Annotated in this window: 28 protein-coding genes and 1 pseudogene; 11 read left to right on the top strand and 18 right to left on the bottom strand. The window is 56.0% G+C overall.

What is annotated here, in order from left to right; all coding sequences use genetic code 11:
• Positions 1–218: 218 nt before the first annotated feature.
• The 5 genes from arfB to P8O11_RS02285 all read right to left on the bottom strand — a co-directional run bounded on the left by arfB (position 219) and on the right by P8O11_RS02285 (position 4777).
• On the bottom strand, positions 219–644 hold the full coding sequence (gene arfB / locus P8O11_RS02305) for an alternative ribosome rescue aminoacyl-tRNA hydrolase ArfB (RefSeq protein WP_300291216.1): 426 nt from the start codon (positions 642–644) through the stop codon (positions 219–221).
• A 300-nt stretch (positions 645–944) separates the two neighbouring features.
• Complete coding sequence (locus tag P8O11_RS02300) at positions 945–1577, bottom strand: queuosine precursor transporter (RefSeq protein ID WP_089886985.1); 633 nt, start codon at positions 1575–1577, stop codon at positions 945–947.
• An 82-nt stretch (positions 1578–1659) separates the two neighbouring features.
• Positions 1660–2520: an esterase-like activity of phytase family protein gene (locus tag P8O11_RS02295; RefSeq protein WP_300291213.1), complete on the bottom strand. Its 861-nt coding sequence runs from the start codon at positions 2518–2520 to the stop codon at positions 1660–1662.
• Complete coding sequence (gene mepA, locus P8O11_RS02290) at positions 2493–3404, bottom strand: penicillin-insensitive murein endopeptidase (RefSeq protein ID WP_300291211.1); 912 nt, start codon at positions 3402–3404, stop codon at positions 2493–2495. Before mepA ends, P8O11_RS02295 begins: the two co-directional genes overlap by 28 nt.
• 2 nt (positions 3405–3406) lie before the next feature.
• Complete coding sequence (locus P8O11_RS02285) at positions 3407–4777, bottom strand: MFS transporter (protein WP_300291209.1); 1371 nt, start codon at positions 4775–4777, stop codon at positions 3407–3409.
• Positions 4778–4921: 144 nt separating this feature from the next.
• Between P8O11_RS02285 and P8O11_RS02280 the strand changes: the two genes are divergently transcribed.
• From P8O11_RS02280 to yaaA, 3 genes are all read left to right on the top strand, one after another.
• Entirely contained in the window at positions 4922–5200 is a 279-nt protein-coding gene (locus tag P8O11_RS02280; RefSeq protein ID WP_300291205.1) for a YggT family protein, read from the top strand.
• A 66-nt stretch (positions 5201–5266) separates the two neighbouring features.
• Positions 5267–7306, top strand: coding sequence for a DNA helicase RecQ (gene recQ, locus P8O11_RS02275; protein ID WP_300291203.1), 2040 nt, complete (start codon positions 5267–5269; stop codon positions 7304–7306).
• Between the two features lie 2 nt (positions 7307–7308).
• Complete coding sequence (gene yaaA / locus P8O11_RS02270; protein ID WP_300291273.1) at positions 7309–8064, top strand: peroxide stress protein YaaA; 756 nt, start codon at positions 7309–7311, stop codon at positions 8062–8064.
• On the opposite strand, the pseudogene P8O11_RS02265 reads toward yaaA, so the two are convergent.
• A pseudogene (locus P8O11_RS02265) lies at positions 8061–8471 on the bottom strand (response regulator); the annotation flags it as partial. The gene yaaA and the pseudogene P8O11_RS02265 sit on opposite strands and share 4 nt — an antisense overlap.
• 362 nt (positions 8472–8833) lie before the next feature.
• Here P8O11_RS02265 and P8O11_RS02260 point away from each other — a divergent pair.
• Together P8O11_RS02260 and P8O11_RS02255 are read left to right on the top strand one after the other, a co-directional pair.
• Entirely contained in the window at positions 8834–9451 is a 618-nt protein-coding gene (locus P8O11_RS02260; RefSeq protein WP_300291201.1) for a penicillin-binding transpeptidase domain-containing protein, read from the top strand.
• A 162-nt stretch (positions 9452–9613) separates the two neighbouring features.
• A complete protein-coding gene (locus P8O11_RS02255; protein WP_300291199.1) occupies positions 9614–10039 on the top strand; it encodes a hypothetical protein in 426 nt (141 codons plus the stop codon).
• Here the strand turns inward: P8O11_RS02255 and P8O11_RS02250 are convergent.
• Together P8O11_RS02250 and P8O11_RS02245 are read right to left on the bottom strand one after the other, a co-directional pair.
• A complete protein-coding gene (locus P8O11_RS02250) occupies positions 10032–11207 on the bottom strand; it encodes an acetyl-CoA C-acyltransferase family protein (RefSeq protein ID WP_300291196.1) in 1176 nt (391 codons plus the stop codon). The two genes, P8O11_RS02255 and P8O11_RS02250, sit on opposite strands and share 8 nt — an antisense overlap.
• Before the next feature lie 114 nt (positions 11208–11321).
• Entirely contained in the window at positions 11322–12044 is a 723-nt protein-coding gene (locus tag P8O11_RS02245) for a metallophosphoesterase family protein (protein ID WP_300291194.1), read from the bottom strand.
• A 104-nt stretch (positions 12045–12148) separates the two neighbouring features.
• Here P8O11_RS02245 and P8O11_RS02240 point away from each other — a divergent pair, with 104 nt between their 5' ends.
• Entirely contained in the window at positions 12149–13870 is a 1722-nt protein-coding gene (locus tag P8O11_RS02240; protein WP_300291192.1) for a SulP family inorganic anion transporter, read from the top strand.
• Between the two features lie 129 nt (positions 13871–13999).
• Here P8O11_RS02240 and serA read toward each other — a convergent pair whose 3' ends face one another.
• Positions 14000–15595 (bottom strand): phosphoglycerate dehydrogenase, encoded by a 1596-nt coding sequence (serA, locus tag P8O11_RS02235; RefSeq protein ID WP_300291189.1) that lies wholly within the window; start codon positions 15593–15595, stop codon positions 14000–14002.
• A 62-nt stretch (positions 15596–15657) separates the two neighbouring features.
• Positions 15658–16797 carry a phosphoserine transaminase gene (locus P8O11_RS02230; protein WP_300291271.1) on the bottom strand — a complete coding sequence of 380 codons (1140 nt, stop codon included), beginning with the start codon at positions 16795–16797 and terminating at the stop codon, positions 15658–15660.
• 156 nt (positions 16798–16953) lie between these two features.
• Here P8O11_RS02230 and serB point away from each other — a divergent pair, with 156 nt between their 5' ends.
• On the top strand, positions 16954–17832 hold the full coding sequence (gene serB / locus P8O11_RS02225; RefSeq protein ID WP_300291269.1) for a phosphoserine phosphatase SerB: 879 nt from the start codon (positions 16954–16956) through the stop codon (positions 17830–17832).
• A 57-nt stretch (positions 17833–17889) separates the two neighbouring features.
• Here serB and P8O11_RS02220 read toward each other — a convergent pair whose 3' ends face one another.
• Positions 17890–19551: an ABC transporter substrate-binding protein gene (locus P8O11_RS02220; RefSeq protein ID WP_300291187.1), complete on the bottom strand. Its 1662-nt coding sequence runs from the start codon at positions 19549–19551 to the stop codon at positions 17890–17892.
• A 299-nt stretch (positions 19552–19850) separates the two neighbouring features.
• On the opposite strand from P8O11_RS02220, the gene P8O11_RS02215 reads away from it, so the two are divergent.
• Together P8O11_RS02215 and P8O11_RS02210 are read left to right on the top strand one after the other, a co-directional pair.
• Positions 19851–20423 carry a nitroreductase family protein gene (locus P8O11_RS02215; protein WP_300291185.1) on the top strand — a complete coding sequence of 191 codons (573 nt, stop codon included), beginning with the start codon at positions 19851–19853 and terminating at the stop codon, positions 20421–20423.
• The gene (locus P8O11_RS02210; protein WP_300291182.1) at positions 20414–21130 is read left to right on the top strand and encodes an EI24 domain-containing protein; all 717 of its coding nucleotides are present in this window, start codon (positions 20414–20416) and stop codon (positions 21128–21130) included. Before P8O11_RS02215 ends, P8O11_RS02210 begins: the two co-directional genes overlap by 10 nt.
• On the opposite strand, the gene P8O11_RS02205 is transcribed toward P8O11_RS02210, so the two are convergent.
• Complete coding sequence (locus tag P8O11_RS02205) at positions 21081–21380, bottom strand: DUF1467 family protein (protein ID WP_300291180.1); 300 nt, start codon at positions 21378–21380, stop codon at positions 21081–21083. The two genes, P8O11_RS02210 and P8O11_RS02205, sit on opposite strands and share 50 nt — an antisense overlap.
• Positions 21381–21427: 47 nt before the next feature.
• Positions 21428–21832 carry a methylmalonyl-CoA epimerase gene (gene mce, locus P8O11_RS02200; protein WP_089886957.1) on the bottom strand — a complete coding sequence of 135 codons (405 nt, stop codon included), beginning with the start codon at positions 21830–21832 and terminating at the stop codon, positions 21428–21430.
• 162 nt (positions 21833–21994) lie between these two features.
• Between mce and P8O11_RS02195 the strand changes: the two genes are divergently transcribed.
• Together P8O11_RS02195 and P8O11_RS02190 are read left to right on the top strand one after the other, a co-directional pair.
• Positions 21995–22711 carry a response regulator gene (locus P8O11_RS02195; protein WP_300291178.1) on the top strand — a complete coding sequence of 239 codons (717 nt, stop codon included), beginning with the start codon at positions 21995–21997 and terminating at the stop codon, positions 22709–22711.
• 125 nt (positions 22712–22836) lie between these two features.
• Positions 22837–23025 (top strand): hypothetical protein, encoded by a 189-nt coding sequence (locus P8O11_RS02190; protein ID WP_089888813.1) that lies wholly within the window; start codon positions 22837–22839, stop codon positions 23023–23025.
• Between the two features lie 15 nt (positions 23026–23040).
• On the opposite strand, the gene P8O11_RS13755 is transcribed toward P8O11_RS02190, so the two are convergent.
• The 5 genes from P8O11_RS13755 to P8O11_RS02175 form a co-directional block, all read right to left on the bottom strand.
• Positions 23041–23688: a DUF1501 domain-containing protein gene (locus tag P8O11_RS13755; RefSeq protein ID WP_367186818.1), complete on the bottom strand. Its 648-nt coding sequence runs from the start codon at positions 23686–23688 to the stop codon at positions 23041–23043.
• Between the two features lie 24 nt (positions 23689–23712).
• The gene (locus P8O11_RS13750) at positions 23713–23997 is read right to left on the bottom strand and encodes a hypothetical protein (RefSeq protein ID WP_367186817.1); all 285 of its coding nucleotides are present in this window, start codon (positions 23995–23997) and stop codon (positions 23713–23715) included.
• A gap of 37 nt (positions 23998–24034) precedes the next feature.
• The gene (locus tag P8O11_RS13745) at positions 24035–24274 is read right to left on the bottom strand and encodes a hypothetical protein (protein ID WP_367186816.1); all 240 of its coding nucleotides are present in this window, start codon (positions 24272–24274) and stop codon (positions 24035–24037) included.
• 3 nt (positions 24275–24277) lie between these two features.
• Entirely contained in the window at positions 24278–25657 is a 1380-nt protein-coding gene (locus P8O11_RS02180) for a DUF1800 domain-containing protein (RefSeq protein WP_300291174.1), read from the bottom strand.
• 181 nt (positions 25658–25838) lie between these two features.
• Positions 25839–26631 (bottom strand): amino acid--tRNA ligase-related protein (locus P8O11_RS02175; RefSeq protein WP_300291172.1); only part of this gene is annotated, 793 nt, incomplete at its 5' end.

Below are 26631 nucleotides of genomic sequence, written 5' to 3'. Positions count from 1 at the left end.
TGGAATTGTGATTTAAAACGGCCTGCAATTCGTTCAATGCAGTAATCACTCAAGGAATCTCGTCGTTAGAAAATTGCGTTAAGTCCCAAAGTTCATAAACTTCCATCAAAGACATCCATGTGATCGTTAATAAAACCGAACGCTATAAGCATCCTACAAGCCCGCCACCCATAGCAACCCTAGTGAGAGTTTAGCAATTCAAATCTACTCTAGCCCCCTCACTCCTCCCCCGTCACCTTCCCGCGCATGGCCTTCACATCCCCGCGCACTTTCTTCGCCTTGAGCCGCCGTTTCTGGCTGCCGTAGGTCGGCTTCGTCGCGATCCTTCGTTTGGGTTTCACAAGCGCGGCGCGGATAAGCTCCGCCAACCGCTCCCGTGCGATCTCGCGGTTCCTTGCCTGCGAGCGGGTGTCTTCGACCTGAAGCACAATCGCGCCCTCTTTTGTCCAGCGCCGCCCCGCGAGCTTCCTCAGCCGCGTCTTCACGGGCGCGGGCAGGTTCGGCGAGCGCTCCGCCTCAAAGCGCAGCTCGACAGCTGTGGACACTTTGTTCACATTCTGCCCGCCAGGCCCGCTTGAGCGCACAAAATTTTCAGAAATTTCCCAATCGGCAATTTCTATCTCGTCTGAAATGGTTAACGGCATTTTTCCATTTTGGCGGTGCACGGGTTGTGCACGGGTTGTGCACGCATATCACCCCCCCTGTTTTCACAAATTGAGTCGAAAGGTAAAAGGGGCGTCCGATCCGTGTCGAACGCCCCTCCGAGATTGTAGGAGGTGGGCTGGTTAGGGCTCACCAATCCGTGGATTTTTACGCCTAGGGGCTGCCCTAGATCGTCGCCTCCCGAACTGTCCCAACACACTTCTCCAGTTTCCCATTAGACACTAGAGCACCTCCTTTCAGTTGTTTCCGATAAGCTTAGCCTGCCACAGCCAGAGCAGATGTCAAACAAAATGTTGTGTATTTTTTGTGACGCGCCCCACGATGATGCGGAACGGTATCAAAGCGAGCAGGGCCAGCGAAAGCTTTACGCCCCAGTCCGCCACAGCGAGCGAAACCCAGAGCGGGACAGCTGGCCCGACGCCCAGAAGCGGCAGGACCTCGCCCGCCCAAGACACATCATTTGACGGTTCGATAAAGCTGAGTGCGCCGGAGAAAGCGATTGTAAAGAAAATCGCGCTGTCCAGACTTGCGCCCAAAAGGGTCGAAACAAGCGGCGCGCGCCACCATTTTCCGCCCCTTAGCGCATCGAACGCTGCCACATCCAAGAGCTGCGCCAGCAAGAACGCCGTGCCCGATCCGATGGCAATCCGCAGTGTCACAAGCGGGCCGTATTCGCCCATAATCTGCGTGCCCACCAGAGAGCAGAGAACACCAAAAATGAACCCGATAACAACAACTTGCCGCGCAGCCTTGGGGCCATAAACGCGGTTCATAATATCAGTCACAAGGAAGGCCAGAGGGTAGGTAAACGCCCCCCATGTCAGCCATTGGCCAAAGAGAAACTGAACCAGAATATTGGAGGCAACCACAATGGCCGCCATGGCGAGAACGCCAGGAAGATAAGTACGTGTCATATGCATTTCCGTTTTCACAAGGTTGCGGAGACTTGGCCTGACCCATTCAGACGCGCCCTCCTACCGCCCTAAACCCCTTATTTCAAGGGCTTTTTTTACGGTATCTGACAAGTTCACTGGCAAGAACAGGTAGGAAATTGTTGTCGCTGATCAGTTCGATATAGGTCTCGCCGGCCTCTTCAAACACGGCGATCCCCTCAAGGTTTGCATGTGTCCAAAGCCTTGTTTTTAGGAGCGTTTCGTCTTCATGCGGCACACCGTCCCGCCACTCAAACATCCTGATCCGCGAACGGAACCCACTCAAAAGATAGTTCCGCTCGAGCACATAGAGCCGCCCATCGGGCCCAAAGTCCGCACCCACAGCCAAGAACGCACCACGCCTTGAAATGCTGGTCTTACGCCACTCTGTCCCATCAAAGACAAAAACAGGAAAGGGCCGCTCACTGGCCTCGGACCGCTCAGCAATGGCCACAAGTTCTCCAGCGGGGCTGAGTGCCAACGCCTCAAGCCCTGAGTTGCCGCCAAGCCGCTCAAACTCGTCGGCCAAAGGTAGCTTCTCCACAATCACACCTGTCGTGCCGTCGTAAATATCAACTCGGTGCCGCCCCTCAAAAGAGATCGCAAACCGCCCATTTCCCAGCGCCACAAGCCCCTCTGCGTCCTGCCAGCGGCGGCCCAGCGGGGCACCGTCAATTCCTTGCAAAGTGACGGCTGAAATCTCTTCTCCGGACAAAGTGTAGAGGTGGCCCCTATCCGTCAAAAGGTGCCGCGTTGTCCCATTTGTTTCATAGCCTGAAAATCCCCCGAAATCAGCGTCGCCTACCGGGCCAATAAGAGGAGATACGTTGACACGCTCCACACCATCAGCCTGCCCCGAGTGCCAATACCATCCGCATAGCGCGGCAAATATCGCGCTTAGCGCGACTGCAAAACGCCAACGCATTGATTAGGCAAATCGGCCAGAGTATATTCACGCCGCGGCTTTGCTGGCTTGGCGTTCGGATCGGGGGGCGGCGGATTGAGGATATTCTTCACCCATGTCTGCGCATCAGCACAACCGTCCCCAGCAGGTGGAGTGGCTTGATCCACACAGCCACGCATACCCTTCGGACAGCTCAAACGCACATGGAAATGGTAGTGGTGCCCCCACCACGGGCGCACTTTTCTCAGCCAGCTTTTGTCGCCTTTTTCCTCCTTGCACATCCGCACTTTGGCACCTGGAAAAACAAAAATGCGAGCAACACGCGGGTCTTTTGCAGCAGCCTTCATGATGTTCATATGTTGCCTTGTGTAGTTGTCATTTGTGTATGCACCGTTCGAACGGCGCAACGAAATAGAGGAAATATTCTCCCGTTCGCTGGCGCTCAGGTTCAGCCGCTTCGGAGCAAGCATCCAAATATCAGCGTCCAGCCCGATCTGGTGACTTCGATGTCCAGAGAGCATAGGCCCCCCTCTCGGTTGGCTCATATCCCCGACATAAAGACCCGCCCAGCCAGGCTGGGTCGCGGCAAAGCGCGAAAGGTTCTGAACAAAATCAATCAGCTCAGGATGGCCCCAATTGCGGTTCCGCGACAGGCGCATCGCCTGCCACGTTGGTCCTGTCTCGGCGAGCTCCACACCCCCCGCAAGGCAACCTTTGGCATAGCTTCCATAGGGCGCCGGCGGCTGCTGTGAGCCTTCAGGAACGGCGCCAAAGAGCTGTTTGGCAAGCTTCCCGTTCATACTCGCAGGGATCACAGAGGCGCTTTTTGTGCTGACTGTTTCAGACTGGCCATCGCCACAGCCCGCAAGCAAAACCACCACACACACAACAAGTAACTTTTTCACCTTTAGCTCCTGTCTCCTTCGGGCTTAACCCATCGTAACAAAACCAGCCCAATTAGAAAGAGTACAATCACAGGCGAAACTCCAAGGCGCGCGCTTCCGCTCAGCGCCGTCGCCAGCCCGACCAATGTGGGCGCAAGAAAGGCCGTGGCCCGCCCCGTGAGGCCATAGAGCCCAAAGCTCTCAGTGGGCGCCTCAGGCTTGGAGTGACGCACCATGAGCGTGCGCGAAGCCGCCTGCAATGTCCCGCCAAGCCCGCCGATAAACACACCACACAACAGAAAAACAATATCTGGGAGGCTCGAGCCTTCAGCCAGCGGCACACCAAAAATCATCTCTCTCGACATTGAAACAACAGTGATGCAGACCCCGATAAGCAGCCAGATGGCTGTGATAATCACAGGCTTAGGCCCAAAGCGGCTGTCAAACTTTCCACCAAGCCAACTGAACAGCGCCGCCGAAATCGCCCCAATCACACCAAACACGCCGATCTGCGTGATCTGCCAGTTCAGAACTAGCGCCGCATAGACGCCACCAAAACTATAGAGGCCATTCAGCGCATCACGATAAAACATCGAAGAGCCAAGATAGGCTGCCGATGACCTGTTGTTCTTAAGGCCACGCAGGGATCGCATAAGTGAACTGAGGGCTGCGGAAACACTCGCTCCCGGTTTACTTACGCCCGGCTCGTCTCGGACCCAAAGAAAATAGGGGATCATAAAAGCCACAAACCAGACAGCCGTAAACGGCCCAACAAAGCGCGTACCCTCGCGTGCGGTCGCATCAAAACCAAAGGCTGGGTCTAAGCCGATCAATGTTTTGCCGTCGCCCTGCTCAACAAACAAAAGCAACATAATCGCCAGTGAAACAACGCCACCAAGATACCCAAACGCGAATCCCGAACCGGATATCTTGCCTGTACCTTCCTCTGTACTCAGAGACGGTAGCTGCGAATTAATAAAGATCAGCGCCCACTCGGCGCCGATAAACCCAATCCCAAAAAAGACCAAGCCAAACCAAAGGTTTGAGCCGTCAGGCAGCATAAACCAAAGCCCAAAAGCGCCAATGAAATATAAAATTGAGAAGGCAAAAATCCAAGGGACACGCCGCCCAGAACTATCTGCCAATGCCCCCAGCAGAGGCGCGCCAAGCCCGATGAATAGTCCTATGAAGCCGAGCCCGAATGACCACATGCTCTGGGCCTGCGCATCTGCCGCCTCTTCGGAAAGGCCTGTGCCTAGAAAATGCTGCGCCGCGACGCTCGCAAAGAAAGGACCAAAAATAAAGGTGACCAGTAGCGTGTGATAGGGCTGACTAGCCCAGTCAAAGAAATACCACCCCCATATCCGCTTTCGCGTCGAAATCGACTTTTCCATTACCTGAGACCCCCGCCATTCTTTGCTTGATAAGACATGGATTGCACCCATGGCGCAAGGTTCGCGTTTGCTGCGGCGCCTCTCACTTGTGCTTTGCGCCACGAAAACCTAGGTATGGCTTGCACAGTACGAAAGGCGCGGCAGATGGCCCCATTTATTCAAACTCTCGCTCTCATCCTTGACGTGGCTTTTACGCTGCTGCTTGTCCACGTGATTATGAGCTGGCTGATCAACTTTCAGGTGCTCAATCTCGGACAGCCGCTGGTTGCGCAAATCTGGCAGGGCTTGAACCGTTTGTTTGAGCCGATGTTTCGCCCTGTTCGCAATATTTTACCCAACACACACCCGCTTGATCTGGCCCCGCTTGTGGTCTTTATCCTGATCATCGCCCTGCGCGACTATTTCCTGCCCTCACTCTACTGACCCCGCCTTGCCAGCCCTGCGCCGCTGTGGGACACAGGGGGAAAGAGCAGCAAGAGATACAAGTAGATGGCTTCGGCAAATGCGCTTCTAAAGTCCGTTTTCGGCTTTGACGCCTTCCGCCCCGGGCAGGAAGAGATTGTGCGCGCTGTGGCCAACGGCGAAAGCGTGTTGGCAATCATGCCAACAGGTGGCGGCAAATCTCTCTGCTACCAGCTTCCCGCGCTTATGGGCGAAGGCCTGACCCTGGTGATTTCCCCGCTAATCGCCTTGATGCGCGATCAGGTTGCCGCCCTGAAGCAAGCAGGCGTCGCCGCTGGCGCGCTCACATCCGCTGCAAGCGAGGACGAAAACCAAGCTGTGATTGATGCCGCCCGTGCAGGCGAGCTGAGCTTACTTTATCTCGCGCCAGAGAGGCTCTCCTCAACCGTGACGCGCAATATCCTGCGCGACGCAGGTGTTGCGCGCATCGCGGTTGATGAAGCGCATTGTGTCAGTCAATGGGGCCATGACTTTCGCCCCGATTATCTGCGAATAGGCGAGCTTCAGCGCTATCTCGATGTTCCCCTTGCTGCCTTCACCGCCACAGCAGACAACGAAACCCAAGACGAAATCATTACCCGCCTGTTCGCAGGCACAGAGCCGCGGCGGTTCTTGCACGGGTTTGACAGACCAAACATCAGCCTCGCCTTCGCGCCCAAAGACAAGCCGCGCCAGCAGGTATTGAACTATGCAGGCGCACGGCGTGGGCAATGCGGGATTGTCTATTGCGCCACACGTGCCAAAACAGAAGCGCTGGCTGCTGCTCTGCGCGACGAGGGTCACAATGCCTGCCACTACCATGGCGCAATTGACCCTGACGAACGCCGACGCGTCGAGCACCGCTTCAACACAGAAGATGCACTCATCGTTGTTGCGACCATCGCCTTTGGCATGGGCGTCGACAAACCCGACATCCGCTGGGTCGCCCACGCAGATCTGCCCAAATCGGTCGAGAGCTACTATCAGGAAATTGGCCGTGCTGGCCGCGATGGCGCGCGTGCCGAAACGCTTACACTCTATGGCCCAGAAGATATTCGCCTGAGGCGAGCCCAGATTGACGAAAGTCTCGCCCCAGCCGATAGGCAAGAGGCCGATCATGGCCGCCTCAACGCACTTCTAGGACTGGCCGAGGCCACCAGCTGTCGCCGCCAGCTCCTTTTGTCTTATTTCGACGAGGCGTCAGAGCCTTGCAACAACTGCGACCTCTGCGACACTCCCCCCGAGACATTTGACGCCACCGAAGCCGCGCGCATGGCGCTCTCAGCAATCCTACGCAGTGAAGAGCGCTTTGGTGCAGGCCAGATTATCGACATTCTTCTTGGCAAACTCACAGAAAAGGTGCGCCAGTTTGGACATGACGCCCTGCCCACATTCGGCGTGGGAACGGCCTATCGTCCCGCACAATGGCAGGCGGTTTTACGTCAGCTCATGGGGCACGATCTAATACGCCCAGATGCCCGAGCGCATGGTGCACTCAAGATCACGCGCAAAGCACACCCGCTTCTCAAGGGCAAAGCAACTCTCACGCTTCGCAAAGACCTTGTCAGCACAGCGACAAGCGGCCCCAAAATCAAGATGCTGGTGTCCGAAGAAGACGCGCCACTCTTTTCTGCCCTCAAAGCCAAGCGCCGCGCACTCGCAGAAGCCGCCAACCTCCCAGCCTATATCGTCTTCAATGACAAGACGCTCATCGAGATGGTCAAACACAAGCCCCAATCGCTTGATGACTTCGCCATGATTGCAGGCGTCGGCCAAAAGAAACTCGAAAAATACGGACACGCGTTTTTGTCAGTACTCGCCGAAGATGCGCCGAAAGCCTCGCCAGCGCGCCGCAAACTTGCGGGCAAACCAGCCGGGAGCCTATTTGATCAGCTCGTTGACGCCCAAAATACGCTCCAACGAGGCAGCTGCGGGACACAAAAACCACTCAGCCTGACAAATTCACAGCTCGCAAAGGTTGCACAAATGCGGCCACAGTCCCTAGATGCATTAGAGCGGCTGATCGGCGACAAACGCACCGAGCGATTTGGACCAGCCTTTATTGACCTGATACATGGGGGTGTATGAATATGCTTGTCGTTATTTCACCAGCTAAAAAGCTGAACGAAACCGCTGAAACCACTCTGCCGATAACGGAGCCGAGATTTGCGCCCCGTGCCGAAGCCCTCGCCGTAGAGGCAGCCAAGCTCACCGCGGCAGATCTGGCCAAGCTGATGCACCTGAGCGACAGTTTAGCCAAGCTCAATTATGATCGCTTCCAAAACTGGTATACCCTCAGCCCGGCCCCAGCCGCTCTCATGTTCAATGGCGATACCTATTCAGGCCTTGAAGCTGCGAGCCTTGAAGAAGACGCCATGCAATGGGCTGGCGGACATCTGCGCATTCTTTCGGGTCTCTATGGGCTCTTGCGTCCGCTGGATGCCATCAAGCCCTATCGCCTTGAAATGGGCACACGCTTTAAGACGCCACAAGGCAAGAACCTTTATGAATACTGGGGAAGCGCCATTGCAGAGCAACTGAATACCGAAGCAGAGGCCGCAGGCGCAGATATTCTTGTGAACTGTGCCAGTCAGGAATACTTCGGCGCGGTTGATCTCAAAGCGCTTAAACCACGCGTCATCACGCCGATGTTCTATGAGGACAAACCGCAAGGCCCCAAGATCGTGAGTTTCTACGCCAAGAAGGCCCGCGGAGCGATGGCCCGCTTCATCGTGGAGAACCGCTTGAAAGACGCAGAGGCGCTGACTGCGTTTGACACGGGCGGCTATGCCTATGCGCCCGAGTTGTCCGCTCCTGACAAGCCCGCCTTTTTGCGCGCGGGCTAAGCCGCAGCCTCATCCGCCCGGACAGGCTGCACACCCTTTGGCTGATACCCTCCAATGGCGGCGTATATCTCCGCTTTGCGCAACGGTTTTGTCAAAAACTGGTCCATGCCAGCAGACATGATCTCTTCCTTATCGCCCCCCATGGCGTGGGCCGTGAGCGCCAGTACAGGCACATGTTTGCCGCTCTCTGCCTCAAGCGTTCTGATCGCGCGGGTTGCCTCTTTGCCATCCATTTCAGGCATGGAAATATCCATAAACACCAGATCCAGCTCAAAAGACTGATAGAGCTCAACAGCCTCCCGCCCGTTCCCCGCAAACTTCAAGTCAATATCCAGCGCCTTCACCATTTTGCGGAACACAAGCTGGTTTGTTTTATTGTCTTCGGCTGCCAAGACGCGCATTTTTCGCTTCTCACCATTCGCCTCAACGACATCGGCCGCGACTGATGCGACTTCTTCTGTTCTGGGTGCCGCAAGGCATAGCTTTTCAACAAGCTGACGTGTGACCAACGGCTTCAATAGCTCATGAACATCAAGCCCATTATCGCCTTGCTGCTGATACGTGCCAAGCTGCAACGCAGGCGCGCAACGCGGCACTCGAGAGGCTGGCAAAAGACGGCCTCTTTTCAAGCGAGGCCGTCGCTGCCGCGCAGCGCAGGTCAGTATCACCAACGCTGCGTTCTTTCCCGACGCGCGCCTTTCACAGCACATCTCGCGCCCGCGCCGAAAATCCTGATCGACAGCAGATCGCTCTGACGCTCGATGCCCGCTTGCAAAGACGCCTTGAAGCCTTGAGCTCCAAAAAGCTCGACACGCTCGAGCCCAAAGCCACCATGGCCGTTCTTGTCGCGGATCATAGCACAGGCAAAGTGCTCGCTTCTGTCGGCTCCGCAGCGTCAATGGAGGATCTCAACCGCAAAGCATTTATCGACATGACCCGCGCAATCCGCTCGCCTGGCTCGGCTCTCAAGCCGCTGATTTATGCTATGGCATTTGATCTGGGCTTGGCCCACCCCGAGACCCTGATCAATGACGCTCCCGTACGCTTTGGCAACTATAGCCCAAGTAACTTTGACGGTCAGTTCCGCGGCGTCCTCAAGGTCCGTGAAGCTCTGCAAATGTCACTCAATATCCCAGTGATCACTCTCCTTGAACGCATCGGCCCTGAGCGTTTCATGCAGCGCTTACAACAGTCTGACGTGAATCCTCAGCTTCACGGTGGCAAAGCGGAATTGGCGGTCGCCCTCGGCGGTGTTGGGCTCTCCCTGCACGATCTAGTAACGCTTTATGCAGGTCTTGCCCAAGGCGGCAAAGCCGTGGAATTGAGCGTTTTTCAAAGGGCGCCCAAGCCTCATGCTCGCTTCACATCGCGCGCCGCGGCTTGGTAAATTGGTGAGATTTTATCTTCGACACCTCTCGGCAACGCACGCCTTAGCCACGGGATCGCCTTCAAGACAGGCACTTCATACGGCTATCGTGACAACTGGGCTATCGGCTATGACGGGCGCTATGTCGTCGGCGTTTGGGTCGGCCGTGCAGACGGAACACCCATGCAAGGCGTCTTTGCACGCGATACGGCGGCGCCGCTCTTGGGACAAATATTCCAATACGTCGCCCCTCAGCATTCGCCCCTCAGCCCGCCACCACCAGAAACGCTAATCGTCAACAATGCAGAACTGCCTCAACCTCTTCAACGCTTTGAAGCGCGGGACGCTCTCAAACGCGCCGCGGCGGACAAACCTGACATCGTCTTTCCACCCTCTGGTGCACGGCTCGCCGCCAGTCCTGATGTGCCGCTCATACTCAAGCTACGTGGGGGCACACCGCCCTATGCGGTTTTTGCCAATGGAGAGATAAAAAAGCTGGGTCTGCACAACTCTGAAGTCTCCCTCGGGCCAATGGCCCAAGGGTTTTTTGCGCTCAGCGTGATAGACACAACAGGGCGATCCGCCCACGCCGAAATCGAAATCAGATAGCTTCAATCGCAAGAGCGATGCCCTGCCCGCCACCGATACACATCGTCACAAGCGCGCGTTTTCCGCCCGTGCGCTCGAGCTCATAAAGCGCCTTCAACGTAATGATCGCACCCGTTGCCCCGACGGGATGACCAAGCGCAATCGCGCCACCGTTCGGGTTCACCTTGGCCGCATCAAGACCAAGCTCTTTATTGACGGCAAGCGCCTGTGCCGCAAAAGCTTCGTTGCTTTCGATCACATCAAAATCCGCAATGCTCAGGCCGGTGCGCTTAAGCAGGTTCTGCACCGCAGGCACAGGTCCAATCCCCATGACTTCAGGGCGCACACCTGCATGGGCATATCCGAGCACGCGAGCGCGCGGCTTCAGGCCCGCTTTTTCCGCCGCATCAGAACGTGCCAGCACAAGCGCCGCCGCTCCGTCGTTGATCCCCGAGGCGTTCCCCGCAGTCACTGTGCCATCTTTCTGAAACACTGTCCGCAGCCCGGCAAGGGCTTCAGGCGTTGTCGCTTTAGGGTGCTCATCCAATTCAAAAGCCACCATGTCGCGTTTGACGCGCACCTCTACAGGCACAATCTGGCTGGAAAAATACCCTGCCTCAATCGCCTTGGCTGCCCGCGTCTGACTTTCCATCGCAAACCCATCCTGCGCTTCGCGTGTAATGCCATGCTCGGCGGCGACATTCTCGGCTGTTACGCCCATGTGCCCCGTCCCAAACGGGCAGCTCAACGCTCCAAGCATCATATCGAGTGTTTTGATGTCACCCATTTTCTGGCCCCACCGCTGCGCAGGCACAATATAGGGAGAACGGCTCATGCATTCGACACCGCCAGCAACCGCAAACTCGGCATCCTGAAGCATCAGGGATTGCACGGCAGACACAATCGCCTGCGCACCGGATCCGCACAGGCGGTTCACGTTCATCGCTGGTGATGTTTCAGGGATACCCGCATCCATCGCAGCAATCCGGCTGACATACATATCGCGTGGCTCAGTGTTGATCACGTGGCCGTACACAGCATGGCCAATCTGTCCACCCTCGACGCCAGAGCGCTCCAGAGCTGTGCGCGTGACGATTGCCGCAAGCTCTGCAGGCGTTGTCCCTGCAAGGGCTCCGCCAAACGTTCCGATCGCTGTGCGCGCGCCGTCCAAGATTACGATATCGGTCATCATATGCCCCTAAGCTTACTGAGAATTTGAGACACCATAGGCCCAGAGAGCACGCCTTGAAAAGAACAACGGGGCGTCATTTCGAGCCCGCACCATAGATGCCGACACAATAATCTAGGGCCGCAGAGGCTGCCTGCCGTCCTCTTCAAGCACAAACACCTCTCGGCCCTCAATGGCGATAGCCGTGAGCGCCCGCCCAAATCCCGCACCGCTATCGATGTTGACGCGGTTGCCCCTGTGTTCGGGCGCTTCAACGGCCGTGTGGCCGTGGACAACCAGCTTCTCGAACGGGTCTTCATGTTGGAGAAACGCATCACGGATCCAGATCAGATCATCTTCAGATTGCCATGCCAACGGCAAGCGCGGCTGAATGCCCGCATGGACAAAGAGGCACTCTCCCGCTTCTGCATAGAGCGGCAAGCCCGCCAGAAAGGCGCGGTGCGCTTCAGGCACGGCTTCAAGCGCCGCCGCGCGCAGCTCCGGCTTCGCAAGCGTCACATCGACACCATAGGAGGTAAGGGTATCAAGGCCACCAAGCTGAGGACTAAGCCAAGTATAGCTTGGCCGCATCTTTGGATGGGTCGTAATACCCGTGCGCATGAAACGCTCAAACAAGCGGTCATGGTTTCCCATCAGCACCGTCCAATTGCGGCCCTGCTCGATCCCGTTCAGCAACGTGTCAATCACAGCGCAACTGTCGGGGCCACGGTCAACCAAGTCCCCCAAAGATATGATGCGGGCATCCTCGCCTCCATCCAGCTCTATAAGCGTAAGAGCATCAAGCAAAAGCTCGTGTTGGCCGTGGATGTCGCCAATGGCATAAATCGTATCACTCATAAGGTTTAGCTAAGCCCGCGCCTGTACAATGGCAATGCTCTTTAGAGAAACCAGCTTTACATATTCCTTCAATGGAATATATGGGGCGTACAAAAGGAAGCGCCATGACCAAATTTCCAAAAGCGCTGAAGCGCTATCTCCCAATTCTAACATGGTCGCGGGACTACAACCGCGACGCATTTATAAGCGACGCAGTCGCTGCTGTGATCGTCACGATCATGCTCATTCCCCAGTCTTTGGCCTATGCCCTGCTCGCGGGACTGCCCGCCGAGATGGGGCTTTATGCATCGATCTTGCCACTCGTGGCCTACGCAGTCTTTGGCACAAGCCGAGCACTAGCCGTGGGGCCTGTTGCTGTTGTCTCGCTGATGACAGCCGCGGCGATTGGAAATCTCGGCCTGACAGACGCAGCCTCCGTGGCACTCGCCGCAGGCACATTAGCATTTATGTCAGGCGCTTTGCTCACTGTGATGGGCGTGATGCGCCTCGGCTTTCTTGCGAACTTCCTGAGTCATCCTGTGATTGCAGGTTTCATCACAGCATCTGGGCTTTTGATAGCGACGAGCCAGCTCAAGCATATCTTTGGCGTTGAGACCCACGGACACACATTGCCACAAATCCTCGGTTCGCTGCTCTCGCATCTCGGTGATGTGAGCCTGCCGACATTGGTGATTGGCGTCAGTACGACAGCGTTTCTGTTTTGGGTCCGTAAAGGTCTTAAGCCTATGCTCCTCGGGTTTGGGCTCAAGCCTCGACTCGCAGACCTTGGTGCAAAGGCAGGGCCTGTCGCAGCTGTCGTTTTAACCACGCTCGCCGTTTGGGGCTTGGGACTTCAGAACTGGGGCGTCAAAATCGTCGGTGCCGTTCCTCAAGGCCTACCGCCTCTTACACTGCCCTCTTTTAGCCTGTCACTCTGGAGCGATTTGTTTGTTTCGGCAGTGCTGATTTCTGTGATCGGCTTTGTGGAGTCCGTCTCGGTCGCACAGACACTGGCCGCAAAGAAACGCCAGCGCATCGAGCCTGATCAGGAGCTGATCGGCCTCGGGACATCAAACATCGCCGCTGCCGTAACGGGGGGCTACCCTGTAACAGGTGGCTTTGCGCGCTCAGTCGTAAACTTCGACGCTGGTGCCGAGACCCCTGCAGCAGGAGCTTTCACCGCAATCGGCATCTTGCTCGCCGCACTCTTGCTGACGCCCCTGCTCTACTTCCTCCCCAAAGCCACACTGGCCGCAACCATCATCGTCGCCGTATTGAGCCTTGTCGACTTTAGCCTCCTCAAGCGCGCATGGGGCTATTCCAAAGTTGACTTTGCCGCAGTTGCGGCGACCATCCTGCTCACTTTGGGGTTTGGCGTCGAAATTGGTGTGTCCGCAGGCGTGCTCATTTCGATCGCACTTCACCTCTACGCCACCTCGCGTCCGCATGTCGCAGAGGTTGGCCTCGTGCCAAACACCCAACACTTCCGAAACATTCACCGCCACGCCGTGGAGACCCTGCCACATGTTGTAACATTGCGGGTGGACGAAAGCCTCTACTTCGCCAATGCGCGCTTTCTCGAAGATTATGTAAGTGCCCGAGTGGTTTGTGATGAGCCTTTGAGCGACGTAATCCTGATGTTCTCAGCTGTAAACGAAGTCGATTTGTCGGCGCTCGAAAGCTTGGAGGCCCTAAACCTCAAGCTCAAGGATATGGGCATCCGGTTAAATCTGAGCGAAGTCAAAGGGCCTGTCATGGACCGCCTGAAACGGAGCCATTTTCTGGCGGATCTCACAGGGCATATTTACCTGTCGCAATATGACGCTTGGATTGCCTTAAAAGGCTGAGTGGGTGTCGAAGTGTGCTGCGTACCCTCAAACTCCCCCGGGATATTTCTGGAAAGAGGAAGGCAGCAACTCAACAAAAGAAAAGGCCCGCGCAAATGGCGGGCCTTTTTAATTGCTTGAAGAGATGGTTCAGGCCACGTCGAATTCGAGCGGCTTGACCTGCTGGAACATACCCGTGGCTTTGAGCTTCTGAAGCACGGCCTCTTCTGGCTGGGCGTCAAGATAGAGTAGCGCAATGGCCTCACCGCCAGCCGCAGAACGCCCAAGCGTAAAGTTTGCAATGTTGACGCCGTTTTCGCCCATTGTCTGACCCAATGTACCAATGATGCCAGGGATGTCATCGTTGGTTGTGTAGAGCATATGACGCCCCACTTCAGCGTCGATATTGATCCCTTTGATCTGGATGAAACGTGGCTTGCCGTCAGAGAAGACTGTACCACCAATGGAGCGCTCGCGCTTGTCTGTGACCACTGTCACTTTAACATAGCCGTCAAACACGCCGGATTTATCCTGACTTGTCGTCGAAATTTTGACGCCACGCTCTTTCGCGATCACAGGGGCGGACACCATGTTTACATCGGGTGTGACCGTTTTCATGATCCCGGCGACAACAGCACAGTTGAGCGCTTCAAGATTCATCTGGGAAGCGGCCCCATCATAGAGAATATTGATGGCTTTAATCGGCTCGTCGGTCAGCTGGCCAATGAAATTTCCGAGATGCCCCGACAGAGAAATCCATGGGCCCATAATCTTGGCTTCTTCCGCCGTAACGCTTGGCATGTTGAGTGCGTTTTCGACAGCCCCTGTTAGCAGGTAGTTTGACATCTGCTCAGCCACTTGAAGCGCGACGTTCTCTTGAGCTTCAGTCGTTGCAGCACCCAGGTGAGGCGTACACACCACATTGGGTAGGCTAAAGAGCGGGTTTTCTGTCGCTGGTTCTTGAGAAAACACATCAAAGGCTGCGCCAGCAACATGACCTGCCTTAAGCGCATCGGCTAAAGCCTCTTCGTCGACAAGCCCACCACGCGCACAGTTGATGATCCGCACGCCTTTTTTAGTTTTGGCGAGATTTTCACGGCTAAGGATATTCTTTGTCTGCTCGGTAAAGGGCACATGAAGTGTGATGAAGTCAGCGCGCGCCAGAAGCTCGTCCAGTTCGACTTTCTCGACCTGCATCTTCTCAGCCTTCTCAGCAGAGAGGAAGGGATCATAAGCGACAACCTTCATTTTAAGACCACGCGCACGGTCACATACGATCCCACCAATATTGCCTGCACCAATGACGCCAAGCGTTTTATTGGTGAGCTCAACGCCCATAAACTTAGACTTCTCCCACTTTCCAGCATGGGTAGACGCGCTGGCTTCTGGAATCTGGCGTGCCACGGCAAACATCATCGCAATCGCATGCTCGGCGGTTGTGATCATGTTGCCAAAAGGCGTGTTCATCACGATCACACCTTTCTTAGAGGCAGCGTCTTTGTCGATGTTGTCGGTACCGATCCCGGCGCGAGCGATCACTTTGAGCTTATGCGCGTTTTCCAGAATGGTCGGGGTCACTCTGGTCGCCGAACGGATGGCGAGGCCATCATAATCGCCAATCACGGCGGCAAGAGCGTCTTTGTCTTTGCCAAGCTCGGGGCGGAAATCCACCTCGATGCCACGGTCGCGGAAAATCTGGACAGCGGTTTCGCTGAGTTTATCGGAAACGAGTACTTTGGGAGCCATGGTGAGCGTCCTTCTATGTAGGAATGTCGGGGAAAGGTGCGCAACATTTGCGCACCCTGCGTTTATGCAGTGATTTCAGCCTCAAAGGCCCAAGCGAGCCAGGGCAACAGAGCTTCGACATCTGCCGTCTCGACTGTGCCACCACACCAGATGCGCAAACCTGCAGGTGCGTCGCGATAGGCGCCGATGTCGTAAGCGACATTCTCGGCCTCGAGCCGCTTGGCAACGGCTTTAGCAAAGGCTGCGCCGTCAGTGATCCGCGCATCCGTGAATTTGAGACACACAGATGTGTTCGAGCGTGTGGCGGGATCGACGGCAAGGTTTTCGATCCAATCGTTGGCCGCACAGAAATCAAACACCGCCTGCGCATTGGCATCAGCTCGCGCGATAAGGCCCTTCAGCCCTCCCACAGAACGTGCCCAGTCCAATGCATACAAGTAATCCTCAACAGCGAGCATCGAAGGCGTGTTAATTGTCTCACCACGGAAAATACCGTCGATAAGCTTGCCGCCTTTGGTAAGACGGAAAATCTTGGGCATGGGCCACGCAGGCGTATAGCTTTCCAGCCGTTCTACAGCCCGCGGGCTGAGGATCAGCATGCCGTGGGCGGCTTCGCCACCGAGCACTTTCTGCCAGCTGAACGTGGTGACATCGAGCTTATCCCAAGGCAGATCTTGAGCGAAGGCCGCTGAAGTCGCGTCGCAAATCGTCAGGCCAGCACGGTTCGCAGGGATCGCATCGCCCGAAGGCATCCGTACACCTGCCGTTGTGCCGTTCCACGTAAAGACAACATCCGTGTCATAATCAAGCGCTGCCATATCGACGATCTCGCCGTATTCGGCCGTTTGGACGGTCGCGTCGAGCTTGAGCTGTTTCACAACATCAGTGACCCAGCCAGCGCCGAAGCTTTCCCAAGCCACCATAGTGACAGGGCGCGCACCAAGCAGGCTCCACAGCGCCATTTCCACAGCGCCCGTGTCGGATGCAGGAACAATACCGATATGGTAATCCATAGGGACGCCGAGCAGCTCACGCGTTTCTTCGATGGCAGCTTTCAGCTTGTCTTTGCCAACAGCGGCACGGTGGGAGCGGCCCAAAGGTGCGCTTTCAAGCTGTTGCAAATTGAATGAGGGGTATTTGGCACAGGGGCCAGAAGAAAAGCGCGGATTGGCCGGGCGCTGAGCCGGTTTTGAAATATCAATCATGATACCCTTCCAGATATAAGCCCCTCGTTAGGGAGGGGTGTCCTGAGAACTTAGCTAAAGCGCGCAGCCCCCTTTCGCAAGCGCAGAAATGACGCTATCACGCCGCTTGACACCCAAAATGCGACATGAATGTCTACGATCGGAAACTTGCCCATGTACACCGTCACGCTCTTAAGCTCTCCAACAGCGCCCTGCCTTGAAACCTCCCTTCTCGGTGCGCTTCAAACCGCGTGGGGCGGAGGCGATGCGCGCTGGCTCGCTCCAAACGAAGCGGCGGAGTTCGAGATTGGCCAAAAGCCCGCAAATCAATGGGATGTCTGGTCCGACGTGCAAGCTCTGGGCGTGGATCTTGTGGTGCAGCCGACAGCCGGTCGACGCAAGAAGATGCTCCTCGCCGATATGGACAGCACAATGATCAACGAAGAGTGTATCGACGAGCTGGCCGAGGTCGCGGGCGTAGGCGCCTACGTCAAAGAGATCACAGCCAAGGCTATGAATGGCGAGCTCGATTTTGAGGGCGCGCTGACAGAACGGGTAGCGCTACTGTCTGGTCTGGATGAAGACATCATCGTCCAAGTCTTAGCCGAGCGGATCACCCTGATGTCGGGCGGCCCTGCTCTCTTGGCGACGATGAAAGCACATGGCGCCTATGCCGCGCTTGTTTCGGGCGGGTTTACGGCTTTTACCGCATCCATCGCCTCCAAGCTTGGCTTTGACGAAAACCGCGCCAATATCCTTTTCGCAGAAGGTGGCGAGCTGACAGGCAAGGTCGCCATGCCCATTCTAGGGCGCGAGGCCAAGGTGCAAGCGCTGGAAGAGATCACTGCACGCCTTGGTATCACAGAGCAAGACGTGCTCGCTGTCGGTGACGGCGCGAACGATCTCGGCATGCTGACCCGCGCAGGTAGCGGCGTTGCACTGCATGCCAAGCCAAGTGTCGCCGCTGAGTGTGATATCCGTATCAACCACGGTGATCTAACCGCGCTCCTGTATGTTCAGGGCTACAGCAAAGACGATTTCAAAACCGCCTGATCAAACGAAAACGGGGCAGCATGAGCTGCCCCGCCTCTTAAGACTTTTGCCGTTAGCTTAAGCTTTCCAAGCCAGCATAGCAGGATCAATCTCAAAGCTGATGTGGTGTTCACCACCAGCAATGTTGTCTTTGGTGTGGTTGTAAAGCGAACGCCAGTAAGGCTGGATCGTAACAGCATCGTCCTGCATGATCTTTTCGCCTTTTTCCATCAACACTTTGCGTTTTTCAACGTCAGCTGTGGCCAACGCTTCTGTCAGCAGTGCGTCAAACTCAGGGTTGGCATAGCCGCATTCGTTCCAGGCTTCGCCCGAACGATAGGCAAGCGCCCAAATCTGAACACCCAGTGGGCGGTGGTTCCAGTTTGTCGAGCTGAACGGATATTTCACCCAGTCGTTCCAGAATGTGCTGCCAGGAAGAACCGTGCGCTTCACATTGAAGCCCGCGTCGCGCAGCTGAGCTGCCACGGCATCGGTTGTATTCTTACGCCATGCATCGTCAATCGAGAGAATTTCCATCTCGAAATCGCCCATGCCGGCTTCATCCAGCAACGCTTTGGCGCCAGCAGGGTCATGCTTTGGCAAGCCAATATCTACATACTCAGGGTGTGATGGTCCAACATGGTGGTTGGCCGCCACAAGACCACGGCCTTCATAACCAAGCTCAAGCAACACGTTGTTGTCGACGGCCATGGCAATCGCCTGCCGGACGCGCTTGTCCGCATAGGGCTTCTTGCCATCAACTTCAGCAAGCTGGTTTGGACGGATAACAATCGTTGCAGCGGTCACAACTTCATTTTGCACCCATCCGTCCATTGCGCCCATGATGTCGATAAAATCGCCATCAACTGAATAGAGCATATCAATTTCGTCAGCTTCGGCCGCGGCAACCCATGCAGATGGGTCCTGGCCGTAGTCGATATACTCGACACGCTCGGCCCAGGCGCCGTTGCCTTTGTTCCACCAATGGTCATCGTTGCGCACCAGCACAGCCTTCACACCGACTTCCATGCTCTCGGGCAGGTATGGACCTGTGCCCACAGCGTTTGTCAGCATATCGTCAAAATTAATGTCTTTATGATAGACCGCCGCTGGGTAGTCAGCCATGCCTGCAATGATCGAAATATCGGACGCTGGCAGGTTGAGCTTGACTGTATGACTGTCGACCACTTCGATCGCGCCTTCAAGTGCTTTGCCTGTGGCTTCGTCAATGAGCGTTGCCATACGGCCCGCCATCGAGTTGCCTTCAACAGCCTTGTCACACCAGTCGGAAATAACACGCGCAACATCTTCTGATGTGAAGTCTTCGCCGTTGTTCCACTTCACGCCCTTACGAACGTTGAGCGTGTAGGTCTTTGCATCATCACTCACATCCCAGCTTTCCAGCAGATAGGGTGAGAACGTGCCGTCGTTGTTATATTTTACGAGATACTCTATCCAGCCGCGAGAGAAGTTTGCAATCTGTGACCAGTCATAAGAACGCGGGTCTTTGAGCGCGCGCACTTCTTGCTGGATGCGAATCGTGCCGCCTTCTTTCATTTCGCCTGCCGCTTGTGCGGGGGCCGCCACACCCAGAAGGCCATAGGCAGTAGCAGCTGTGGCACCGTAGGTGCTCGCCATCGCCAAAAACTCGCGGCGACTAACGTCGTTTGTTCCGACTTTGCCGGCCTGGTCTGTAATGACCTTAGACAACGGCTTACCGGTGCGTGTGAAAAATTCCATATTTTTCCTCCCTAAGAGAGCGTTATCGCTCTTCATTTAATATGTGCCTGTCAGGCAAGAGTAATGCTTGCCCGAAGACAGCTTGAAGTAGCCTAACAGGGAATCTCCATGTAGCAACCCTTTCGCATTCACAATCTCAAGATTGCCCCATCCATTTCCGCTTTCCTGAGCTCCTTTTTCGTTAAATCATAAGAAAAACAGGGCTCTCAAAAATCCCCGATGAGAAGGAATTCGCTCCAGACTCTTGACCTTTTCACGCCAAGACATGACATCAAGATTAACCCAAAAAAGGAAAACCCATGCCAAAGGCCAATGACGCAGCGCTCAGCTTTCTCCAAACACGCCGCTCACGGCCCGCCAAAACGCTTGTCGCGCCGGGTCCGTCACATGAAGAGCTAGAGGCCCTCCTCGTCCTCGCCGCGCGAACCCCCGATCACGGCAAGCTTGAACCTTGGCGCTTTGTGGTGGTCGAAAAAGACGCCATGACACGCCTTGCAGACGAAGCCGAACACACCGCCCGAAGCCTCGGCTATGACGACGAGAAGACCGCCAAGGCCCGCAACCAGTTTGACCAAGGCATATCTGCCGTCATCGTGATCGAAAGCCCCGTTCTGTCTGAAAAGATCCCTGCCATTGAACAGACCTACTCGGCTGGCGCGGTCTGTCTGGCGCTTCTCAATGCAGCGCTGGCCTCGGGCTGGGGGGCCAATTGGCTCTCAGGTGCAATCAGCCATGAAAGGCTCTTTGTCGAAAGCGCGTTGGGCCTCACGCCGCATGAGCGTATCGCAGGTATTATTCATATCGCCACCGAAACAAACACGCCTCCAGACCGTCCACGCCCCGACATAAAAGCCAAAACATCATGGCTCTAGGTCTGATTTTTCGGTCTTTCTCAAGCGCCCTTGGCCAAATGACAGACACGCGCTTTCTGCGCGTCCTCATCATGGGAGTCGCTCTGACATTCGCCCTACTTGTCGGGGCCAGCTCAGGAGTGCTCTGGCTGGTTCACGCCCTGATTGGGCCCGCGGTCGACCTACCTTTTCTCGGCGAGGTCACATGGCTAGATGATCTACTCTCTGGTGCGTCGCTGCTATTAATGTTGGGTCTATCAGTCTTCCTGATGGTCCCCGTCGCCTCCGCAATCACTTCATTGTTTCTCGATAATGTAGCACAGGCCGTAGAGGCACAGCACTATCCTGACCTGCCCCCTGCCGCATCTGTGAGCTTTGCAGATGGGCTGCGCGACACGCTCAATTTTCTAGGGGTCCTGATCTGCGCCAATCTTCTTGCGCTGGTGCTCTACATAGTTTTCGCGCCGTTCGCCCTGTTGATCTTCTGGGTCGTCAATGGCTTCTTGCTCGGGCGCGAATACTTTACCCTCGCCGCCTCACGGCGCTTGGGGCGCGCCGAAGCAAAAAGGCTGCGCAGCAAATACATCGGCACAATCTGGCTCGCAGGTATCCTAATGGCAGCCCCGCTCAGCATTCCGCTGGTAAACCTGTTTATCCCGATATTAGGAGCGGCAACATTTACCCATCTGTTCCACGGGGTTCACTCACCTCAGGCGCCATCCGGTTAAACATATCAATGTCGCGCACCGTGATTGAGCCACTCACCACGACATAAAAAATAATCGTCCAGAGCACAGCCGCAATCGCTGTGGTAATCCACGCCTTGTTCTTAAGCCCGTGCTCATGAGGCGCGCCAGCTTGTGTGCCATAAACAATCTCGCCCACGTCGCCTTGCGTTTTAAGACGAAACGGGATGACAATGAGAAACGTCACAAACCACAAAACCGCATAAAGCACGATGGCCGAGGTGATACCCATGAGAGGCGATCCTTTTGAAAAAGTGCTAGGTTTTTAGGACTGAGCTGTCAGACTTGCTCAAGCTCAACAAGACAGCCATTGAAATCTTTCGGATGGAGAAAGAGCACAGGCTTTCCATGTGCGCCAATCTTCGGCTCGCCTGTGCCAAGCACCCGCGCTCCCGTTGACTTAAGATGATCACGCGCCGCAATAATGTCATCCACCTCATAGCAAACATGGTGAATCCCGCCCGAGGGGTTCTTCTCAAGAAACCCGTTGATGGGGCTGTCGTCACCCAAAGGATAGAGCAGCTCGATCTTGGTGTTGGGCAGCTCGATAAACACCACTGTCACACCGTGGTCAGGCTCATCCTGCGGCGCACCGACTTTTGCGCCAAGGGCGTTGGCATATTGCGCCGAGGCCGCCTCAAGGTCAGGCACAGCGATGGCAACATGGTTGAGGCGTCCGATCATTTCATTCTCCAAACAATTTTCGCACACTATTGCTTGTGTTGCGACCCGCCGCAAGGAGCGCAAGGTCGCAGGGTTGAAACGAGGCGTCAAATTAACCGACTGTTAGCCGTGTTTGTCTAAATTGAGATTCGTATCCAGATCTGTCGCACAAGGAGCTGCCCCATGGACGAACTCGCCCCGCTTGCCCTCACCTCTACGCCCACTGCGGCGCGCCCTTTGATGGGCCTCACTGTGCTCGCGGTGGAAGATAGCCTCTATGCCTGCGAAGCCTTGCGGCTCTTGTGTATGCGCAGCGGCGCACGCATTCGTCGGGCCGACTGCATCGCCTCTGCCAAACGCCACCTGCAAGTCTACCGCCCCTCCGTGATCTTGGCAGATGTCGGCTTGCCTGATGGCTTTGGCCTTGATCTGATCAAATACCTGTCCGCACTAACCCCTCGCATCAATATTATTCTTGGCCTGTCAGGCGACGACAGAATGGAGAAGAAAGTTCTGGCGGCTGGTGCAGACGGGTTTCTGGCCAAGCCCATCGAAAGCATCGCCCAGTTTCAGGAAGCCATTCTCGCCCATTTGCCCCTTGATCATCGCCCCGCTGGCCTCAGGGCCTTGAAGGACGAATACGTCACCCCCGATCCGATCGCCTATAATGACGACCTGACACAAGTCGCCACTCTGATAAATGAAGGCTATGACGAGCGTCAGGTCGCCTATGTCGCCCAATTCGTCACTGGCGTTGCCAAAAGTGCGCTCGATGAAGCTCTCGTTCACGCAGGCGAAATGCACGCAATCGCCCATGCAACACGCCAGCCAACCCATCAGCCCATTGCGGCGCTTGCTGGGCGCGTCCAGCAGCGCCTCGACAGGCAAGTGGCGATCTGAGACAAAAACATCCGCCTCAAAGACATCCTAAAAAGAACGACAATGGTCATACCCACGGCCCAAACCCGCCACATTCTGCTGACACCTTAGCTTCATCGGCAGGAACCCCCTGCATGGAGGTGAAAATGGAAACGTTCTTTCAGAAGTTTGTCAGCGAAGAAAAAGGCGCTGTCACAGTAGACTGGGTTGTTCTGGTTGCAGGTGTTCTGTCGCTTTGTGCCGCAGTTTTTGGCGCAGTCCAAACAGGCACAACCGAATTGACGGATGGCACAGGCGAATATCTCGAATCTTATGAGCCATTTGACGGCGTATGATCTGGCCAGCAGACCCTAGCCGATGAGCCTTGGGTCTGCGCCCAACTCCAGCCCTGGAAAAACCGTGCTCTCTATTAAACCCTTCTCAAGGCCAAAGAGATCGCGCATCAGCCAGCCCGAAAAAGCACGCACATCCCGCGTCGGCATCAAATCACGCCGCTCATAAAGTGCAGTTTCGCTGAGACCAGGCCAGTCAGACCACACGCGCCCACCGCGTAAAGCGCCTCCTGACAAAACCATCAAACCGCCCGTCCCATGATCCGAACCGCCATTGCCGTTCAAGCGCGCCGTGCGGCCAAATCCCGTCATGGCGACAACAGCTGTTTTCCCCCAAACATCTTCCCCGAGATTGCCCTGTAAACTCAAAATCACCTCAGCCAAGCGGTTGAGCGGCTGCGCCAACGTGCGCGACTGGTTGGCATGTGTGTCCCAGCCATTGAGCGAAAATGCCGCAATCCGCGCAGGTCCTGTGAGTTTGGAGGCGGCAAACTCGGCAATCTGAAGATGCCCGCCGCCCTTCGCGGCGGCCCCAGCGCTCTCGCTCATTGCGTTCACGATCATTTCGCCACTCGCAACAGCTTCGCCTCCAGACATTTGGACACCATCCCCAGACAGCGCCACCGCCTGACCAAAAGCCGCCTCAAAAAGAGGATCGCCCTCCATCAGCATTTCTACCAGCCGAAGTCCCTATGGCGTCAGCCCGTATAGCCCCGCATCGGGCGACCAATTGGCAACAGGCGCAGCCACTTTCATCAGCAGCATATCTACGCGCCCCACCGCATAGGCAGTCTCGCTTTGGACAGCAGGATAGCTTTGCAACAAACGGTTCAGCCACCCGTCGCGCAGGTGGCCATTGAGATCAGCTCCCCCAGCCACCAACAAATCCTGCCCGTCAAAGTGACTGCGTTTGTCACGATAAGGCGTAGATACCGCATGGGCGAAGCCCAGATCGCCCGCGTTCCAGAGCGGCATTAACCCCGCCAGTGCGGGGTTGAGCCCAAAGAAACCGTCAAGATTTTGCCCCCCCGATTTGCGCTTGGTCCGCACGGCCTTTCAACGACGCAAAATCGCGGTCACCATAAGGGCGAAGCGTGTCTAGCCCGTCCATCCCACCCCGCAGAATGATCACAACCAAGCGATTGTCCCATGTCCCGTTGGCAAATGTCACAGGCGTGAGCAAAGGGCTGGCCGCTGCCGTGCAACCAAGCCCCGTAAGAAAAGCGCGCCGATTGAGAGCAGACATCCACATGGGTTACATCCTTTGAAACGCAGGCGACGCCAGCACAAGACCCACGCCTGTGCGCTTATCTTCGGCGGCATTCGCTGCAAATTGTAGGACGTCAGGCACATTTCTTCCCAGTGCCGCAGTCACAAAATCGCGCGGATCAGGCAAATCAGCCAAAAGTCCCTGCGGCGCGTTCATTGCCCAATCCACCCGCGCGGCAAAGCGCTGTGGCGTGATCCACTCTCCGTCGTCTTCAGGCCAGCCGTCGGGGCCAAGCGGCTCCTCCCACGTTTGTCCCATCAGACGCATCGGAACCGTGAAGGCCAGACGGATCACTTTCCAGTCATTCACCGCCAGCGCCTCATTGGGAACGGAAAGCGCGCGCAGCGCCGAACCGACAAAATCAATAGGCTGCTTCACATTTGCAAACTCGGGCGCCCAAGCCGAAGGCTGCGCCAGCATCGCATGGACCATCTCGCCCAGATGTCCGCCAGTCTCCAGATACCGCCCCTGCATCGCGTCCACGAGTGCAGAATCAGGCCTATCGGAAACAAAATGCACCGCCATTTTCTGTGCCAAATGCCGCGCCGTAGCAGGGTGGCGCGCCAGATCATCAAGCGCAGCATGAACATCTGACAAAGCCGCAGTGCCCTCACCATAGCTTTGACCCAAAACCGTCTCGGCACCAGGCTGCGCAAATTCACCCCGAAAGCCAAAAACGCCATCCTGACTGAAAGTCAGCCCTGTGAGAAGCTCGGCCAGCTCCGTGACATCCGCTTGGGAATAGGGCCCACCAACGCCCAGCGTATGCAGCTCCAAAAGCTCACGGGCGAAGTTTTCGTTGAGCCCGTTCTCTTTCTTTTTGCCCGCCACACATTCAGGGCAAACAGAGGTCTTCTGATCTAGATATTGCAGCATCATGGGCTGCGCGATCACTGCTTTAAGCATATCGGAGAAATACCCTGCAACATGCGGACGGATCGTACTTTCAACGTAGGGCGACGTCGCTCGCTTCATCACGCTGACCTTGCCCCGTGCCGTGAAGTGGTCGCCCCATAAAAAAGCAAGCCGCTCTCGCAAGCCATCCTGAGTATGTGCACGGCGGCGCAACGCTTGCCACAGCCAGCGCTGTTGAGCCTTTCTCGCACGGCGTTTTTCCACACCGATTTCCTGCGTGGCCTTTTCTGCAGCTTCAGAACCACGATTGGCACGGCGTATCTTCCAAAGCGCGCTCACCAGCGCAATTCGCTCTGCAAATTCTTCAAAAGGTTCAATTTTGTAAAGCTGCGTAGCGTGATCTTTGCCCTTGAGGCGACGCATCATGTCCTCAAGATCACGCGGCCCACGCAACCGCGGCGACAAACCCGTCCCAAAGCGTATCTCAGCTATTTCACGCGTAAAACTCAAACCACTCACCCCGCATTCGAGATGAGATTACCATCTATTTCAAAAAGCGGGAGGGAATAGTGCGACGCATTTAACAACAAGCAATGTCACGCCAACCTGCATCGAATTTCGCTACGCGAAATCGGACCGGCCAGGGGCGTTGCCCCCAGACCCCCCGGATGTTTAAGGAAAGAGGCCGACCTTAATCTTGCGGAATAACCCGAAGATTCAGTTCCATAAGCTGCTCTGACATTGGCTCGCTGGGTGCATTCATCATCAAATCTTCCGCACGCTGGTTCATAGGGAACATGATGACTTCGCGGATGTTCTGCTCTTCGGCCAAAAGCATAACCATACGGTCGATACCCGCCGCACAGCCGCCGTGGGGAGGCGCGCCATATTGGAAGGCATTGACCATACCGCCAAAGCGCTTTTCGACTTCGTCCTTGCCATAACCCGCAATCTCAAAGGCCTTGAACATGATCTCGGGCTTGTGGTTCCGGATCGCGCCGGAGACAAGCTCATATCCGTTACAGGCCAAGTCATACTGATAGCCGAGCACCTCAAGCGGATCGCCCATAAGCGCGTCCATGCCGCCTTGAGGCATGGAGAACGGGTTGTGCTCAAAGTCGATCTTGCCGCTCTCATCGTCTTTCTCATAGATCGGGAAATCAACGATCCAGCAGAAGGCAAAGCGGTCTTTGTCTGTCAGGCCAAGCTCTTCGCCGATGACGTTGCGGGCGCGGCCTGCGACGGCTTCGAACTGCTTGGGCTTGCCGCCAAGGAAGAACGCCGCATCGCCGACGCCAAGGCCGAGCTGTTGACGGATCGCTTCAGTGCGCTCAGGACCGATATTTTTGGCGAGGGGGCCTGCAGCTTCCATGCCTTCGCCCTGATCACGCCAGAAGATATAGCCCATACCAGGCAAACCCTCTTTTTGGGCAAAAGCGTTCATACGGTCACAGAATTTACGGCTGCCGCCTGTCGGTGCAGGG

It is taken from the genome of Lentibacter sp., from assembly GCF_029254145.1.
Lineage (GTDB): Bacteria > Pseudomonadota > Alphaproteobacteria > Rhodobacterales > Rhodobacteraceae > Lentibacter.
Note: the sequence above shows the minus strand (reverse complement) of the source record. Positions and strands in the feature narration are given on the sequence as shown.

Bases quoted from the DNA above. Each gene is read 5' to 3' on its own strand.
- P8O11_RS13755 (WP_367186818.1), bottom strand. From the start codon at position 23,688: ATGGAGGGCGATCCTCTTTTTGAGGCGGCTTTTGGTCAGGCGGTGGCG.
- P8O11_RS02195 (WP_300291178.1), top strand. From the start codon at position 21,995: ATGGACGAACTCGCCCCGCTTGCCCTCACCTCTACGCCCACTGCGGCG.
- P8O11_RS02250 (WP_300291196.1), bottom strand. From the start codon at position 11,207: ATGACCGATATCGTAATCTTGGACGGCGCGCGCACAGCGATCGGAACG.
- P8O11_RS02245 (WP_300291194.1), bottom strand. From the start codon at position 12,044: ATGAGTGATACGATTTATGCCATTGGCGACATCCACGGCCAACACGAG.
- P8O11_RS02205 (WP_300291180.1), bottom strand. From the start codon at position 21,380: ATGGGTATCACCTCGGCCATCGTGCTTTATGCGGTTTTGTGGTTTGTG.
- P8O11_RS02285 (WP_300291209.1), bottom strand. From the start codon at position 4,777: ATGGAAAAGTCGATTTCGACGCGAAAGCGGATATGGGGGTGGTATTTC.
- P8O11_RS02255 (WP_300291199.1), top strand. From the start codon at position 9,614: ATGCAAGGCGTCTTTGCACGCGATACGGCGGCGCCGCTCTTGGGACAA.
- P8O11_RS02295 (WP_300291213.1), bottom strand. From the start codon at position 2,520: ATGCGTTGGCGTTTTGCAGTCGCGCTAAGCGCGATATTTGCCGCGCTA.
- mce (WP_089886957.1), bottom strand. From the start codon at position 21,832: ATGATCGGACGCCTCAACCATGTTGCCATCGCTGTGCCTGACCTTGAG.
- serA (WP_300291189.1), bottom strand. From the start codon at position 15,595: ATGGCTCCCAAAGTACTCGTTTCCGATAAACTCAGCGAAACCGCTGTC.
- P8O11_RS02300 (WP_089886985.1), bottom strand. From the start codon at position 1,577: ATGACACGTACTTATCTTCCTGGCGTTCTCGCCATGGCGGCCATTGTG.
- yaaA (WP_300291273.1), top strand. From the start codon at position 7,309: ATGCTTGTCGTTATTTCACCAGCTAAAAAGCTGAACGAAACCGCTGAA.
- P8O11_RS02280 (WP_300291205.1), top strand. From the start codon at position 4,922: ATGGCCCCATTTATTCAAACTCTCGCTCTCATCCTTGACGTGGCTTTT.
- arfB (WP_300291216.1), bottom strand. From the start codon at position 644: ATGCCGTTAACCATTTCAGACGAGATAGAAATTGCCGATTGGGAAATT.
- P8O11_RS02215 (WP_300291185.1), top strand. From the start codon at position 19,851: ATGCCAAAGGCCAATGACGCAGCGCTCAGCTTTCTCCAAACACGCCGC.
- P8O11_RS02210 (WP_300291182.1), top strand. From the start codon at position 20,414: ATGGCTCTAGGTCTGATTTTTCGGTCTTTCTCAAGCGCCCTTGGCCAA.
- P8O11_RS13745 (WP_367186816.1), bottom strand. From the start codon at position 24,274: ATGTGGATGTCTGCTCTCAATCGGCGCGCTTTTCTTACGGGGCTTGGT.
- P8O11_RS02240 (WP_300291192.1), top strand. From the start codon at position 12,149: ATGACCAAATTTCCAAAAGCGCTGAAGCGCTATCTCCCAATTCTAACA.
- recQ (WP_300291203.1), top strand. From the start codon at position 5,267: ATGGCTTCGGCAAATGCGCTTCTAAAGTCCGTTTTCGGCTTTGACGCC.
- serB (WP_300291269.1), top strand. From the start codon at position 16,954: ATGTACACCGTCACGCTCTTAAGCTCTCCAACAGCGCCCTGCCTTGAA.
- P8O11_RS02190 (WP_089888813.1), top strand. From the start codon at position 22,837: ATGGAAACGTTCTTTCAGAAGTTTGTCAGCGAAGAAAAAGGCGCTGTC.
- P8O11_RS02220 (WP_300291187.1), bottom strand. From the start codon at position 19,551: ATGGAATTTTTCACACGCACCGGTAAGCCGTTGTCTAAGGTCATTACA.
- P8O11_RS13750 (WP_367186817.1), bottom strand. From the start codon at position 23,997: ATGCCGCTCTGGAACGCGGGCGATCTGGGCTTCGCCCATGCGGTATCT.